Genomic DNA, 14,254 nt, shown 5'->3' with positions numbered 1-14,254 from the left:
CAATCCTGATATTCAGCAGTGGGCGCCGCACAAAACTGCGGTGCCGAAATGTATGGCGGCGTGAAAAGTCTTAGAACTTCTCTTTGCCGGACAGGTAGCGCCATTGCCCCAACGGCACCTTGCCGATGGACACGCCGCCGATGCGGATACGGCGGATGGCGACGACCCTCAGGCCGACGGCCTGGCAGAACAGGGCAATCACGCCCGGTTGTGGGTTCTTCATCGCAAAGCGCAGGCGGTTTTCGTTCTGCCAGCTGGCTTTGACCGCTGGCAGTTCCTTGCCCTTGTAGGTCAGGCCGTGGTTCAAGCGGTTGAGGCCGTGAGCCACCATATCGCCTTCAACCTCGACCACATACTCTTGCTCGATCTTGTTGGAATCGGCAGTGAGTTTGCGCAGGATCTTCCAGTCCTGGGTGAACACCAGCAAACCGCTGGCATTGGCCTGCAGGTCGGTACTGGCGGTCAGCCGCAGGAAGTGGCCCTTGAGCGGACGTTTGCCGTAGCGGTGTTCTTCGCTCAGAGTTTCGGCGCTGATCGTCGCCATGGCGGTGTCCGCATCCATGCCCACGGGAACGTTCAGCAGGATGGTCACCGGCTCCGGCGCGGTGGCCTTGGCTTCTGGATCGAGCTCGACTTTCTGGGTGTCGACCTTGAACTGGGGCTCGTCGATGACTTCGCCGTCCACGGTGACCCAGCCGCCCTCAATGAACAGCTCAGCCTCCCGACGGGAGCAGCCGACGAGCTCGATGAGGCGTTTGGAGAGACGAATGGGGTCGGTCATGACAGGGCCGTAACAAAAAGGGGGCAGGCATTGTACCTGCCTCGCGCCGGTTAATCGCGGGTCCATTTGCCTCGTGTGGCTTTTAGCCGCGCAGGGCCTGCTGCTGAGGCTGTTTAAAACGCATGTGCAGCAAGGGATAGGGCTGCCCCATGCCATCGACTTCCGAGCGTCCGATGACTTCAAAGCCCTGTTTCAAATAGAAGCCAAGGGCTTGCGGGTTCTGTTCGTTGACGTCCAGCTCATCGGCGTTGAGGTGCTCCAGGGCATAGCGCAGCAGTTGTTGGCCCAGGCCTTTGCCGCGGTGTTCGGGGGCAATGAACAGCATCTCGATCTTGCCCGCGGCCACGCCGGCGAACCCGGTGATGCGCTGATGCTTGTCACGGGTGCAAATCAGCATCACGGCGTCCAGGTAGCAGTTCAGCACCAGGGTTCTCAAGCGCTCGATGTAAGGGTCCGGCAAAAAATCATGGGTGGCACGTACCGACGCCTCCCAGACCCGGGTGAGCTCTTCGTAGTCGCTGTGTTTCGGCGTGTGGATGACCGAATGATGGCGCATGCCCGCCTGCCCCTTGTGGTGAGTGAGTTCCCTGATCCAAACGATAGTCGTAAAAAAGCCCCGCATCTCGTCTGGAGAGCGGGGCTTTGCGTATTTTTTACGATTGGATCTGTTCAGCCCACAGATCGTACTCGTCGGCGTCGGTCACCTTGCACCAGACCTTGTCGCCTGGCTTGAGGTTGCTGCCGTTGTCGATGAACACGTTACCGTCGATTTCCGGGGCATCGAAGAAGCAGCGGCCAACGGCGCCTTGCTCGTCGACTTCATCGACCAGCACTTCGATCTCGCGGCCAATGCGCATCTGCAGGCGCGCCGAGCTGATGGCCTGCTGGTGCGCCATGAAGCGGTCCCAGCGGTCTTGCTTGACGTCGTCCGGCACGATGTCCAGGTTCAGGTCGTTGGCCGGAGCGCCTTCAACCGGCGAGTACTGGAAGCAGCCGACGCGGTCGAGCTGGGCTTCGGTCAGCCAGTTCAACAGGTACTGGAAGTCTTCTTCGGTTTCGCCCGGGAAGCCAACGATGAAGGTCGAGCGGATGATCAGGTCCGGGCAGATTTCGCGCCAGTTCTTGATGCGCGCCAGGGTCTTGTCTTCGAAGGCCGGGCGTTTCATGGCCTTGAGCACTTTCGGGCTGGCGTGCTGGAACGGGATGTCCAGGTACGGCAGGATCTTGCCGGCGGCCATCAGCGGGATCAGTTCGTCAACGTGCGGGTACGGGTAGACGTAGTGCAGGCGAACCCAGACACCGAGGGTGCTCAGGGCTTCGCACAGCTCGGTCATGCGGGTTTTTACCGGCGCGCCGTTCCAGAAACCGGTGCGGTACTTGACGTCAACGCCATAGGCGCTGGTGTCCTGGGAGATCACCAGCAGTTCCTTGACGCCGGACTTGACCAGGCGCTGGGCTTCGTCGAGCACGTCGCCCACCGGGCGGCTGACCAGTTTGCCGCGCATCGACGGGATGATGCAGAAGCTGCAGCTGTGGTTGCAGCCTTCGGAGATCTTCAGGTAGGCATAGTGGCGCGGTGTCAGCTTGATGCCTTGTGGCGGCACCAGGTCGATCAGCGGGTTGTGGTCCTGGCGTGGCGGCACGACTTTGTGCACGGCGTTGACCACTTGTTCGTACTGCTGCGGGCCGGTGACGGCCAGTACGCTTGGGTGCACGTCGCGAATGTTGCCTTCTTCGACGCCCATGCAGCCGGTCACGATGACCTTGCCGTTTTCCTTGATGGCTTCGCCGATCACTTCCAGGGATTCGGCCTTGGCCGAGTCGATGAAGCCGCAGGTGTTGACCACCACGACATCAGCGTCCTGATAGGTGGACACGACGTCATAGCCTTCCATGCGCAGTTGGGTAAGGATGCGCTCGGAGTCGACGAGCGCTTTCGGGCAACCCAGGGATACGAAGCCAACCTTGGGATTGGCTGACGCAGGAGTGGTGGACATGTCTAACCTCGGTGTTTTATGACGCCTCCAGCCGAAGACGGCAAGGCGACAGATGGGCGCTTAGCGTCCTGTCTCGTGAATACGCCGTTTTTTGACGAATGACTGTTGTTGCCAGGCAAGGCAGCATGGCGGCAACCGTCATTCGTCAAGAAGTCAGCAGTGATTCGCGAGACAGGACGCCTGCCTCTGATCAAAAAGTGCGCAATTCTAGCGATGGTCAGCGCGCTTGACCAGCTTTATGCAGGGAAATACGACGAGTGCTGCGCTATGCTTCGCGCCGTTGGGCCCAAGTGTATTTGGTTCGTCAATGAATCGTCTGTATCAACAAGTAAAACAGCGCAGGCTGCACATCAGTCTGTACCGGTTTGTACAGCGCAGGCGCACGATCTGCGCCGTGCTTTGAATGAAGCCCCGGTCTTGGTGGGCAGGAGTTGTTGATGGGTCAGGCAAGTAGTCAGGCGGTGAGCTCGGAGCATTCCGGGGTAGCAAAACCCTTGGGGATGCTGGTGGCGGCGGTCGGGGTGGTGTATGGCGATATCGGTACCAGCCCGCTTTACACCCTTAAAGAGGTGTTTGCCGGTCATTATGGGGTGCCGGTCAATCACGATGGCGTGTTCGGGATTCTCGCACTGATTTTCTGGTCGCTGGTGTGGGTCGTTTCGATCAAGTACGTGCTGTTCATCCTGCGCGCCGATAACCAGGGCGAGGGCGGGATCATGGCACTGACGGCACTGGCGCGACGTGCAGCCTCTCCCTATCCGAAGCTGCGCACGGTGTTGGTCATCCTCGGGTTGATCGGCGCAGCGCTGTTCTATGGGGACAGCATGATCACCCCGGCGATCTCCGTACTCTCTGCGGTGGAAGGGCTGGAGCTGGCATTTGACGGGCTGGAGCGCTGGGTCGTGCCGTTGGCGCTGATTGTGCTGGTGGGGTTGTTCCTGATTCAGAAACACGGCACTGATCGCATCGGCAAACTGTTCGGTCCGGTAATGGTGTTGTGGTTTGTGGTGCTGGGCGTGTTGGGCATCAACGGCATTTCTCAGCATCCCGAAGTACTCCATGCATTGAACCCGGTCTGGGGTGTGCGCTTCTTCATCGTTCACCCGGGTATGGGGGTGGCGATCCTCGGTGCGGTAGTGCTGGCTCTGACGGGAGCGGAAGCGCTGTATGCCGACATGGGCCACTTTGGGCGCAAGCCGATTGCCCGCGCCTGGTTCGCGTTGGTGCTGCCGGCCCTGGTGCTCAACTACTTTGGCCAAGGCGCACTGCTGCTTGAGAATCCAGAGGCCGCGCGTAACCCGTTCTACCTGTTGGCGCCAAGCTGGGCGCTGGTGCCGTTGGTCGTTCTGGCGACCCTGGCGACGGTGATTGCCTCCCAGGCAGTGATCTCTGGCGCATTCTCCCTGACGCGTCAGGCGATCCAGCTTGGCTACATCCCACGCATGTACATTCAGCACACCTCGAGTGCCGAACAGGGGCAGATTTACATTGGCGCTGTGAACTGGGCGTTGATGGTCGGCGTGATTCTGCTGGTGCTCGGTTTTGAGTCGTCCGGCGCGCTGGCGTCGGCCTACGGCGTTGCAGTGACCGGGACCATGCTGATCACCAGTATTCTGGTATCGGCGGTGATGTTGCTGCTGTGGAAATGGTCACCGATTCTTACCGTGCCGATTCTGCTGGGTTTCCTGTTGGTGGACGGCCTGTTCTTCGCCGCTAACGTGCCCAAGATCTTGCAGGGTGGTGCATTCCCGGTATTGGCAGGGATTGTGCTATTCGTGCTGATGACCACCTGGAAGCGCGGTAAGGAGCTATTGGTGGATCGTATGGATGAGGGCGGGCTGCCGCTGCCGATTTTCATCAGCAGTATTCGCGTGCAGCCGCCGCATCGGGTTCAGGGCACTGCCGTGTTTCTCACCGCCCGCCCGGATGCGGTACCTCATGCCTTGCTGCACAACCTGCTGCACAACCAGGTGTTGCACGAGCAGGTAGTGCTACTGACGGTGGTCTACGAAGACATTCCACGGGTGCCGGTGCAACGCCGCTTTGAGGTGGATGCCTATGGTGAAGGCTTCTTCCGGGTGATCCTGCACTTCGGTTTCATCGATGAGCCGGACGTGCCGCAGGCCCTGAAGCTGTGCCATCTCGAGGCGCTGGATTTCAGTCCGATGCGCACTACCTATTTTCTCAGTCGCGAGACGGTCATCACCTCCAAACTGGTGGGAATGGCCCGTTGGCGTGAGGTGTTGTTCGCCTTCATGCTGAAAAACGCCAACGGCAACCTGCGCTTCTTCAAACTGCCGTTGAATCGAGTGATCGAACTGGGCACCCAGATCGAGATGTAAGCCGCACGAAAAAGCCCCCGTTGCCTGGCGGCAGCGGGGGCTTTTTATCGGGCGCGGGTCAGGTCACTCTTCAGCGACTTTGTTCTTGTCCTGGCGCTTTTCGATGATGTCGACCAGGCGCTGAGCCAGGGCCGGGTAGTTCTCGTCGAAATGGTGTCCGCCGGGCAGCTTCACGGCTTCGCCGACGGCTGTCTTGTCGGTGCAGCCGCTTTCATCGGCCTCTTCCGCGCCGTAGATGCACACGACCTTGGCCGCCGGCAGCCTGGCCATTTCCGGGCCGGTGGCGGCTTCCTTGCCCGCATTGCCGAGCCAGCCTTCGACTTCGATCTCGAAGCTGCCGGTGCGGGCGAAGGCCAGCAGAATGATCGCGTCGACACGCTGTTGCTCCGACTCGGGCAGGCGGTTGTAGATGGCAGGCAATACGTCCGCACCAAACGAATAGCCGGTGAGGATGAAGCGCTTGGTGCCCCATTTCTGCCGGTAGTGCTGCATCAGTTCGCCCAGGTCGATGGCGCTTTGCTCAGGACTTTTGTGCTGCCAGTAGTAGCGCAGGGTGTCGATGCCGACCACCGGGTAGCCGATCTTCGCCATCTCCCCGGCCACGTCACGGTCCAGGTCGCGCCAGCCGCCGTCGCCGGACAGGAACAGGGTGACCGTGTCCCTGGCTTGGCCGGCAGGCACCTCGACCACGGGGATGCTTAGCCCGCCATTGCCCTTGTCGGAGCCGACGAGGATCTTGCGCAGCTCGTTGTTGAGGACTTGCGGCAAGTTGATGTCATAGTCGCTGATGCTGGTTTGGGCATTGGGTTGGTCGCGCACGAAACCGGCACTGGTATCGTCCGGGTTGTCGTTCCAGGCCACCAGCCAATGGCCATGGGCGGCGCTTTTTGGCAGCAGGTGGGTGCAGCCGGGTTTTTCCAGGGCCAGGTCGACCGAGACCGCCTGGGACTTGTCGTCCTGCTGTTCGGCCAGCCAGCGCCAGGCCAGTACCGCGCCCGGACCGATGCCGCTGACCAGCGTCGCCGGGCCCTTGAGTTCCCTGAGTGCCGATTGCAGCGCCCGCCCTTGCAGCAGGCAGTCCTTGGGCAGGATCACTTGCACGATCTGCGCGGCACCGCCACGGCTCAGGGCAATCAGTTGCTTGTCGCTCAGCTTCTGTTCATCGGTCACCGCAACCACCACCCGGGCGTGGGGCGTCGAGCCAGGAATGACCCGGGTCATGGGTGCGCCGTCAGGCGGCGCCAGCACTTCCAGGGTTGGTTCGGGGGCGGGGCGGTTCCAGTACCAGTAGCCACCGCCGAGTATTACAGCCAGTACCACCAGAGTGGCCAGTACATACCGCCAGGCACGTCGGATCATCAGCGTTTCACCAATCCAGTCAAGCCGCCCGCAATCAGGGCGGCGGTATCGGCCAGTGCCACCAGCGGATCGAGTCCGGCGGGTACGGCCATGTAGCGGGGTTCCCAGTCGGGCTGGAACTTGTCTTTGAAGCGGCGCAGCCCCTGGAAATTGTAGAGCTGCTCGCCTCGGCGGAACACCATCGAGCCGAGGCGCTGGGTCAGTGGCGCACCGCGACGCGGCTGCAAGCCTGACAATGGGACCATGCCCAGGCTGAAGCGTGCATAGCCATGGCTTTTATAATATTGAATCAGGCCGACCATCATGAATTCCATGGTCAGCTTCGGGGCTTCGGGGTGTGCACGCATCAGGTCGAGGCTGGCCAGGTCGTGGCTGTAGGTCTCGAGCAGGTTGGAGAACGCCACCGGGCGGCCTTCAAAGTGAATGATCGCAATGCGAAAGTGCTTCAGGTAGTCGTCGCTGAAGCGGCCGAGCGAGAAGCCTTTCTCGCGCACGTTCTTGCCAGTGAGCCAGGCGTCGGAGATGACTTTCAGTTCGTCCATCGGTGCCTGCCCTGGTTCGAAGATCTCCAGCGACAAACCATCGCGGGTGCCACGGTTCCAGGTGTATCGCAGGTCTTTCATCTCCTTGCCCTTGGCGTCGAGGTCGAAGCGCTGCAGGTCGACCCGGGCTTCCTCGCCAAGCTTGATCGCGGTCAGGCCGATGTCCATGTAGTAGGGCAGGTTCTCGGCACGCACCTGGTAGAACACCGGGCGGGCGTGGTGCAGGTCGCACAGATCGCGGAACTGCCAGATCATCTCGGCGCGCTGCTGGGGCGGTCCGATCGGGTCGTACAGCGCCACCAGGCTGCGGCCACGGCGCGCGTACATCAGGAAGGCGTTGTCGTCGGGGTTGAACAGCAGCGCCTTGTCACCGGTCAGGGCCAGGCCTCCGTCCGGCTGCGCCGAGGCCAGCAGAATCTTCTGGGCCTTATCCAGCTCGGTGTTGTCGGGCAGGTGGATCACCGGGCGTTCGGTGCGCAGCAACCAGGTCAGCGACACGACCACCAGTACCACCGCGGCGCCGAGCAGCGAGCGCAGGCCACGGGGCGCATCGGAGTCCAGGGTGAATTGCCACCAGAGTTCGTGGCTGTAGGGCACGTCCTGATAGGCAAACAGCAGCAACCAGATCGAGGCACCCAGTACGCAGACGCTGGCCACCAGGTACAGGGGCGAGAAGGGCAGTTCGGTCAGGCGGCTGGGGCGATAGAACGAGCGACGGAAAATGGCCAGCAGGCTGGCCGTCAGGATCAGCAGGCTGGCTTCTTCCCAGTCGAAACCCTTGAGCAGCGAAAGCAGGGCGCCAGCCAGCAGCAACACGGTGGTCAGCATCCATGCGGCCGACAGCCGGCGGCGCAAGCCCTGGGCCAGCAGCAGGCACAGCACGCCGATCAGGCTGGCGCCGAAGTGCGACGCGTCAATCAGGCGATGAGGGATCAGAAAGCCGATATGTTCCAGGCGAGTATCGATCTCTGGCGTGGCGCCGGAGAACAGCAGGACCACGCCGGAGAGAAATACCAACACGGCCAGTACCGGCGCAGCCAGCCCGGAGGCGGTGCGCAATGCTTCACGGGTGGTGAACAGTCGCTGGGCTTCATTGATCAACAGCAGAATGCACGCCGCCAGCATCGGCAGGATCACATAGATCAGCCGATACAGCAGCAGTGCGGCGGCCAGTGGTGCGGCACCGAGCGTGTCGGCGAACGCGGCCAGCAAGATGGCTTCGAATACCCCGACTCCCCCCGGTACGTGGCTGAGCACGCCCGCGGCCAGGGCCAGAAGATAAACCAGCAGGAACGCACCGAAGGGGGGAGCCTGCGGTAGCAGCAGGTACAGAACGGTCGCGGCAGCCGCCACGTCGAGCGCGGTGATGATCAGTTGCAGGAAGGTCAGGCGCCGGCCTGGCAGGCGCAGGGTTCGCCGACCGATACGCACCAGCAAATTATCCGCATATGGCTGCTCGGGCAGGCGACGACGGTAGAGGCCGATCGCCAGGATCGCGCACAGCAGCAGTATGGCAATCGCAATCGCCGCCAGCACAGGTTGCGACACGTGCAGTGCAACAGACGCGGCGGGCAGGTTGCTCAACGTGGCCAGGGCGGCCAGCGGAGGCAGGGCACAGCCCAGAGACAAACTGGCAAACAGGGTCATGCGGGCGACTTCTGCCGCCCCCAGGCCGTGGCGCGCGTATAGGCGATAGCGCACCGAGCCGCCCGACAGTAGCGACAGGCCGATGGCATTGCCGATTGCGAATGCAGTGAAGCCCCCCAGAAACAGGGTGCGGGCTGGCAGGGTTACGCCGGCAAAACGCGTCGCCGACCATTCATAGCCGAGCAACACCATGAAGCCGACAATCGTTGCGCCCAATGCGCCGAGCAAGGCTGGCTGCGGGACTTGCAGGATCGAATCGTGCAGGGCGTAGAGGTCGAGTTCGCTTAATAGATGACGACAGGCAATCAGGGCGATCGCGAACAACAGCAGCGTCACTGCCAAGCCAATGGGCTGGCGGTATTTGCTGATCAGGTCCAGCCAGTGCAAGCGGCTGGCGTTGATCGGTTGAGTTCCTGTCACGGTGTCTTGTGAGTCAGACGAGTTGGCGCGCATCAATCACCTCTTGGATTGTGCGCGACAGGATGGGGGTATCCAGCCAAGTTACCAATCCCTGCAGAAAAAAATAGTTACAAATATTAACGCGTATCGCCCCGCGGATGTGCGTCGCCAATGCGCAAGGCAGACTTGTGCTTGAGCATAGCTTGAGATGTTGGAGGCGGGAGGGCGAGGGGGGGCGGGCAGCGAGTTGCCAGGCTATTGTTACGAAAGGGTTTTTCGACAGGCACAAAAAAGGCCACTCTTTCGAGTAGCCTTTTTTGATGTTTGGTTGCGGGAGCCGGATTTGAACCGACGACCTTCGGGTTATGAGCCCGACGAGCTACCAGACTGCTCCATCCCGCGTCTGTGTGGCGGCATTCTACAGGCGAACGCCGGAGTGTCAACTGTTAATTATACACGCGGTCAAATAAACGTAAATTCGCCTCAAGCGGTCCTGGGTGTACGGTTAAGTCTCGGACGCACAACGAGAACTTATCGTGTCTCGGTGTTTGCTCCGCAGGGGGAGAGGTAAAAACACGCACGCACAAAAAAGGCCACTCTTTCGAGTAGCCTTTTTTGATGTTTGGTTGCGGGAGCCGGATTTGAACCGACGACCTTCGGGTTATGAGCCCGACGAGCTACCAGACTGCTCCATCCCGCGTCTGTGTGTCGGCATCCTACAGGTGAACGCCTGAGTGTCAACCGTTAATTGTTCGCGGGGTCAAATAAACCTGAATTCACCCCAAGCGGTTGTGGGTTTGCGGTTAAGTATCAGATGTACAAAGAAAAATTATCGTATCTCGATGTTTGCTCCCCAGGGGGAGGGGTAAAACATGCACGCACAAAAAAGGCCACTCTTTCGAGTAGCCTTTTTTGATGTTTGGTTGCGGGAGCCGGATTTGAACCGACGACCTTCGGGTTATGAGCCCGACGAGCTACCAGACTGCTCCATCCCGCGTCTGTGTGTCGGCATTCTACAGAGGATCAGGGTGCTGTCAACGATTGATTCAGAAAAAATGCTGTCTGTTCAATCGGTTAGCGTTTTTTGTCAGGAGGGTTATGGGCTTGAGGGCTTGCTGTGCAAGGCTTTCAGCTCTATTGGCGGCTTGAACTCGATTGAAAAAATAAATCCACCAATCACCTGTCCTACCCTCGGGAGAGAAGATTCAAGGTACTGGTGCTATATACAGTTGTCAGTGAGATACTGGTGATCTGGCTTGTTTGGGTTCCTTTTCCTTCATTGAACACCGCCTTGATATGACGCAACGCAAAATCATTCACGTCGACTGCGACTGCTTTTATGCTGCCATCGAGATGCGTGACGACCCAACGCTGGCCAGCAAGCCGCTGGCCGTGGGTGGTTCGGCGGACCGGCGGGGCGTCATTGCAACCTGCAACTATGAGGCACGAGCCTTTGGGGTACGGTCGGCGATGTCTTCGCGACATGCACTGAAGCTGTGCCCGGACCTGGTCATCGTCAAGCCGCGGATGGAAGCCTATCGAGAGGCGTCGAAGGAAATCCAGGCCATCTTTCGCGATTACACCGAGCTGATCGAGCCCCTGTCGCTGGACGAGGCTTACCTCGATGTGTCCGAGAGTACCCATTTCGCGGGCAGTGCCACGCGAATTGCCCAGGATATCCGGCGCCGGGTCTCCAATCAGTTGCATATCACGGTGTCGGCAGGCGTGGCGCCGAACAAGTTCCTGGCAAAGATCGCCAGTGACTGGAAAAAACCCAACGGGTTGTTTGTGATCACGCCGGATCAGGTCGAGGATTTTGTCTCGCAGCTGCCAGTAAGCAAGTTGCATGGGGTGGGGAAGGTCACGGCGGACAAGCTGGCCCGACTGGGGATCGTCGACTGCCTGCAGTTGCGCGAGTGGAACAAGCTGGCGCTGGTGCGCGAGTTCGGCAGTTTCGGCGAGCGGTTATGGGGGCTGGCGCGTGGGATTGATGAGCGGCAGGTGCAGAACGACAGTCGGCGGCAGTCGGTGAGCGTGGAAAACACCTACGACGTCGATCTGCCAGACCTGGTCAGCTGCCTGGACAAGCTGCCAGCGTTGCTGGAGTCCCTGAATGGGCGCATGGCCCGCATCGACAGCAGTTACCGTCCGGGCAAGCCGTTCGTGAAGGTGAAGTTTCATGATTTTACCCAGACAACGCTGGAGCAGGCCGGCGCGGGGCGGGATTTGGGCAGTTTTCAGCTGTTGCTGACACAGGCATTCAATCGGGGTGGCAAGCCGGTGCGATTGCTGGGGATTGGCGTGCGTTTGCAGGATCTGCGGGGCGGGTTCGAGCAACTGGATCTATTTGGCCGGTAAGACCTCGCGCCTACCGGGGTAGGGGCGAGGCTTGTCCGTGAAGCGTCAGATCAATTCGGGCCAGGGTCGGCCACCAGCCGTCCGGCATCCTTGGTCAGGGACTTGAGGAACTCACTCTGCAACTCGGGATCGTTGCGAGTCAGTTCGATCAGGCTCTGTTCAAGTTCGCTGGCTTCCTCTTCCAGGCCCAGCTCCGACAGCCGCTTGACCCGGTGTACCCACTGGCTGACTTCGTCGTCCTCGAGGTCGTCGTAAATCAGTTCGTGGGCTTCCAGCAGCTTGCTGCGCAAGTTGCTGCTGATGGCCAGTGATGAGTTTGTGTGCACATCATCCTGGGCATCCGCGACGGAAATGTGCAGCGTGTTGATGTGGCTCAGGTCGTTTTCCGAGAACGGGCTGTCGAGCAGGTTCAAGCGCAACAGGCCATTGCGGTCGGTGGTGAGCTCGAAGGTCTGCTTGCCGGTCTTGACCTCTACCGGGCGTTCGCTCCAGGGCAGGCTCGAGTACTCCGTGCGCTTGTCGCGCTGGACTTCATCGATGCCCGCCAGGTTCTGTTGCGCGCGTCCGTGGGACTGTACGTTCATGAACGGGTTGAGCCCGGCAAAGCCGTAGCTGATCCAGTCCTTGGTGGCACTGTCCGGCAGGTTGCCCAGGGCGAAGACATTGACCACATTGGCGCCGACGCCGGCGACCACCGCGACCGCGCCCAGCGGGATCTCGTAGACCTCCCGCCAGGGTTGGTATGGCGTATAGCGATCGTAGTGACGGGTGACTTCGAACTCGGTGACCTCGAAGGTCTTCTGTTCGTTTATCCGTACCCGGCGTTGCGGCAGCTCAAGCACCTTAGGCTCACCGACATCGATCTGCAGGCTGTGATCGAGCAGTTTTCGCTCGATACGCTCCTCGTGCTCGCTGCGCTGCGACATTTGATTGGCGCAGCCGCTGAGCAGCAGGGTGCTGCACAGGGCAGCACCACCGAGGCTTAAGGTGTTTCGCTTGAACATGAGGTCTCTATCTGGTGTCAGCGGCGGATACGAGCCTGAAGGAACGACAGCACGTCGGCGACCGGCAACGCTTGCGGCTCGGCCTCGGTACGGCTCTTGTATTCCAGGTTGCCTTCGGCCAGGCCGCGGTCGCTGACCACGATCCGGTGAGGAATGCCGATCAGCTCCATGTCCGCGAACTTGATGCCCGGGCTGGTTTTCTTGTCGCGATCATCCAGCAGTACTTCGAAGCCGGCCGCTGTCAGTTCTGCGTAGAGCTTGTCGGTGGCTTCGCGAACCAGGTCGGTTTCGTAGCGCAATGGCACCAGGGCAATCTGGAAAGGTGCGAGGGTGTCGCTCCAGATGATCCCTTTCTCGTCGTTGTTCTGCTCGATGGCTGCCGCCACCACGCGGGACACGCCGATACCGTAGCAACCCATTTCCAGGGTCACCGGCTTGCCGTTCTCGCCCAGCACTTCGCACTTCATCGCCTTGCTGTACTTGTTGCCCAGCTGGAAGATGTGTCCGACTTCGATGCCGCGCTTGATTTCCAGGGTGCCTTTGCCGTCGGGGCTCGGGTCGCCGGCCACGACGTTGCGCAGGTCGGCCACGGTCGGAACCGGCAGGTCGCGTTCCCAGTTGACGCCGAAGTAGTGCTTGTCGTCGATGTTGGCGCCGATGCCGAAGTCGCTCATCAGTTCGACCGAGCGGTCGATGATGATTGGCAGCGGCAGGTTCAGCGGGCCGAGGGAACCGGCGCCGGCGCCGATGGCGTCACGCAGTTCGGCTTCGGAGGCCATGACCAGCGGGCTGGCAACGCCAGGCTGATTGGCGGCCTTGATTTCGTTGAGCTCGTGGTCGCCGCGAATGATCAGCGCGATCAGCTTGCCGGCTTCTTCGGCGTGCACCACCAGGGTCTTGATGGTCTTTTCAATCGGCAGGTTGAAGCCTTCGACCAGTTGCGCGATGGTCTTGGCGTTCGGGGTGTCGACCAGACGCAGTTCTTCGGTGGCTGCGGCGCGGGAAGTTTCCCGTGGCACGGCTTCGGCTTTCTCGATGTTCGCCGCGTAGTCGGAACCGTTGCTGAAAACGATGTCGTCTTCACCGGACTCGGCCAGTACGTGGAACTCGTGGGAACCGGCACCGCCGATCGAGCCGTTGTCGGCTTCAACCGGGCGGAACTTCAGGCCCAGGCGGGTAAACACGTTGCAATAAGCCTGGTGCATGCGGTCGTAGGTGGCCTGCAGCGATGGCTGATCGGCGTGGAAGGAGTAGGCGTCCTTCATGATGAACTCGCGGCCGCGCATCAGGCCGAAGCGTGGGCGGATTTCATCACGGAATTTGGTCTGGATCTGGTACAGGTTGATCGGCAGCTGCTTGTAGCTGCTCAACTCGTTGCGCATCAGGTCGGTGATCACTTCCTCGTGAGTCGGACCTGCGCAGAAATCGCGACCATGGCGATCCTTGAAGCGCAGCAGCTCAGGGCCGTACTCTTCCCAGCGACCGGATTCCTGCCACAGCTCAGACGGTTGAGTGCTCGGCATCAACACTTCGAGAGAGCCGGCGGCGTTCATTTCTTCGCGAACGACGGCTTCAACCTTGCGCATTACCCGCAGGCCCATGGGCAGCCAGGTGTACAGGCCCGAGGCAAGTTTGCGGATCATGCCGGCTCGCAGCATCAGCTGGTGGCTGATGACGACCGCATCGGAAGGCGTTTCTTTCTGTGTGGCGAGCAAAAATTGACTGGTGCGCATGGTAGGCCGTTGTCGGTTGCTGAAGACTAGAAATGACGAAACATTGTACGGGCGAGATCCGCTGACGTACAGGCGTGCAGCCGAGGGTATCA

9 protein-coding genes and 3 tRNA genes are annotated in these 14,254 nt (G+C 60.5%); 2 read left to right on the top strand and 10 right to left on the bottom strand.

What is annotated here, in order from left to right:
- Nucleotides 1-70: 70 nt before the first annotated feature.
- From CKW25_RS02405 to rimO, 3 genes are all read right to left on the bottom strand, one after another.
- Nucleotides 71-781 (bottom strand): rRNA pseudouridine synthase, encoded by a 711-nt coding sequence (locus CKW25_RS02405; RefSeq protein WP_095077438.1) that lies wholly within the window; start codon nucleotides 779-781, stop codon nucleotides 71-73.
- Between the two features lie 82 nt (nucleotides 782-863).
- Nucleotides 864-1,337, bottom strand: a complete 474-nt coding sequence (locus tag CKW25_RS02400) for a GNAT family N-acetyltransferase (RefSeq protein ID WP_095077437.1) — start codon at nucleotides 1,335-1,337, stop codon at nucleotides 864-866.
- 97 nt (nucleotides 1,338-1,434) lie between these two features.
- Nucleotides 1,435-2,778, bottom strand: coding sequence for a 30S ribosomal protein S12 methylthiotransferase RimO (gene rimO, locus CKW25_RS02395; RefSeq protein WP_095077436.1), 1,344 nt, complete (start codon nucleotides 2,776-2,778; stop codon nucleotides 1,435-1,437).
- Between the two features lie 500 nt (nucleotides 2,779-3,278).
- Here rimO and CKW25_RS02385 point away from each other — a divergent pair, with 500 nt between their 5' ends.
- On the top strand, nucleotides 3,279-5,120 hold the full coding sequence (locus CKW25_RS02385; RefSeq protein ID WP_371854640.1) for a potassium transporter Kup: 1,842 nt from the start codon (nucleotides 3,279-3,281) through the stop codon (nucleotides 5,118-5,120).
- A 63-nt stretch (nucleotides 5,121-5,183) separates the two neighbouring features.
- Here CKW25_RS02385 and CKW25_RS02380 read toward each other — a convergent pair whose 3' ends face one another.
- The 5 genes from CKW25_RS02380 to CKW25_RS02360 form a co-directional block, all read right to left on the bottom strand.
- Nucleotides 5,184-6,479 carry a virulence factor family protein gene (locus CKW25_RS02380; protein WP_095077433.1) on the bottom strand — a complete coding sequence of 432 codons (1,296 nt, stop codon included), beginning with the start codon at nucleotides 6,477-6,479 and terminating at the stop codon, nucleotides 5,184-5,186.
- On the bottom strand, nucleotides 6,479-9,121 hold the full coding sequence (gene mprF / locus CKW25_RS02375; protein ID WP_095077432.1) for a bifunctional lysylphosphatidylglycerol flippase/synthetase MprF: 2,643 nt from the start codon (nucleotides 9,119-9,121) through the stop codon (nucleotides 6,479-6,481). Before mprF ends, CKW25_RS02380 begins: the two co-directional genes overlap by 1 nt.
- Nucleotides 9,122-9,392: 271 nt before the next feature.
- Nucleotides 9,393-9,469 (bottom strand) — tRNA-Met (locus CKW25_RS02370).
- A 221-nt stretch (nucleotides 9,470-9,690) separates the two neighbouring features.
- Nucleotides 9,691-9,767, bottom strand: a tRNA-Met gene (locus CKW25_RS02365).
- Nucleotides 9,768-9,987: 220 nt separating this feature from the next.
- Nucleotides 9,988-10,064 (bottom strand) — tRNA-Met (locus CKW25_RS02360).
- A gap of 299 nt (nucleotides 10,065-10,363) precedes the next feature.
- Here CKW25_RS02360 and dinB point away from each other — a divergent pair.
- The gene (gene dinB, locus CKW25_RS02355; RefSeq protein WP_095077431.1) at nucleotides 10,364-11,425 is read left to right on the top strand and encodes a DNA polymerase IV; all 1,062 of its coding nucleotides are present in this window, start codon (nucleotides 10,364-10,366) and stop codon (nucleotides 11,423-11,425) included.
- A 50-nt stretch (nucleotides 11,426-11,475) separates the two neighbouring features.
- Here the strand turns inward: dinB and CKW25_RS02350 are convergent, their stop codons facing one another.
- Entirely contained in the window at nucleotides 11,476-12,429 is a 954-nt protein-coding gene (locus tag CKW25_RS02350) for a hypothetical protein (RefSeq protein WP_095077430.1), read from the bottom strand.
- A gap of 17 nt (nucleotides 12,430-12,446) precedes the next feature.
- Nucleotides 12,447-14,162, bottom strand: coding sequence for a proline--tRNA ligase (locus CKW25_RS02345; RefSeq protein WP_095077429.1), 1,716 nt, complete (start codon nucleotides 14,160-14,162; stop codon nucleotides 12,447-12,449).
- Between the last annotated feature and the right edge of the window lie 92 nt (nucleotides 14,163-14,254).

This window comes from Pseudomonas sp. Irchel s3h17 (assembly GCF_900187505.1).
In the GTDB taxonomy this organism is placed as follows: Bacteria; Pseudomonadota; Gammaproteobacteria; order Pseudomonadales; family Pseudomonadaceae; genus Aquipseudomonas.
The sequence above is the reverse complement of the archived record's forward strand: the minus strand, read 5'-3'. Positions and strand labels throughout refer to the sequence as shown.

Coding starts and splice junctions, on each gene's coding strand:
- CKW25_RS02405 (WP_095077438.1), bottom strand. CDS start 781: ATGACCGACCCCATTCGTCTCTCCAAACGCCTCATCGAGCTCGTCGGC.
- CKW25_RS02380 (WP_095077433.1), bottom strand. CDS start 6,479: ATGATCCGACGTGCCTGGCGGTATGTACTGGCCACTCTGGTGGTACTG.
- CKW25_RS02345 (WP_095077429.1), bottom strand. CDS start 14,162: ATGCGCACCAGTCAATTTTTGCTCGCCACACAGAAAGAAACGCCTTCC.
- rimO (WP_095077436.1), bottom strand. CDS start 2,778: ATGTCCACCACTCCTGCGTCAGCCAATCCCAAGGTTGGCTTCGTATCC.
- mprF (WP_095077432.1), bottom strand. CDS start 9,121: ATGCGCGCCAACTCGTCTGACTCACAAGACACCGTGACAGGAACTCAA.
- dinB (WP_095077431.1), top strand. CDS start 10,364: ATGACGCAACGCAAAATCATTCACGTCGACTGCGACTGCTTTTATGCT.
- CKW25_RS02350 (WP_095077430.1), bottom strand. CDS start 12,429: ATGTTCAAGCGAAACACCTTAAGCCTCGGTGGTGCTGCCCTGTGCAGC.
- CKW25_RS02385 (WP_371854640.1), top strand. CDS start 3,279: ATGCTGGTGGCGGCGGTCGGGGTGGTGTATGGCGATATCGGTACCAGC.
- CKW25_RS02400 (WP_095077437.1), bottom strand. CDS start 1,337: ATGCGCCATCATTCGGTCATCCACACGCCGAAACACAGCGACTACGAA.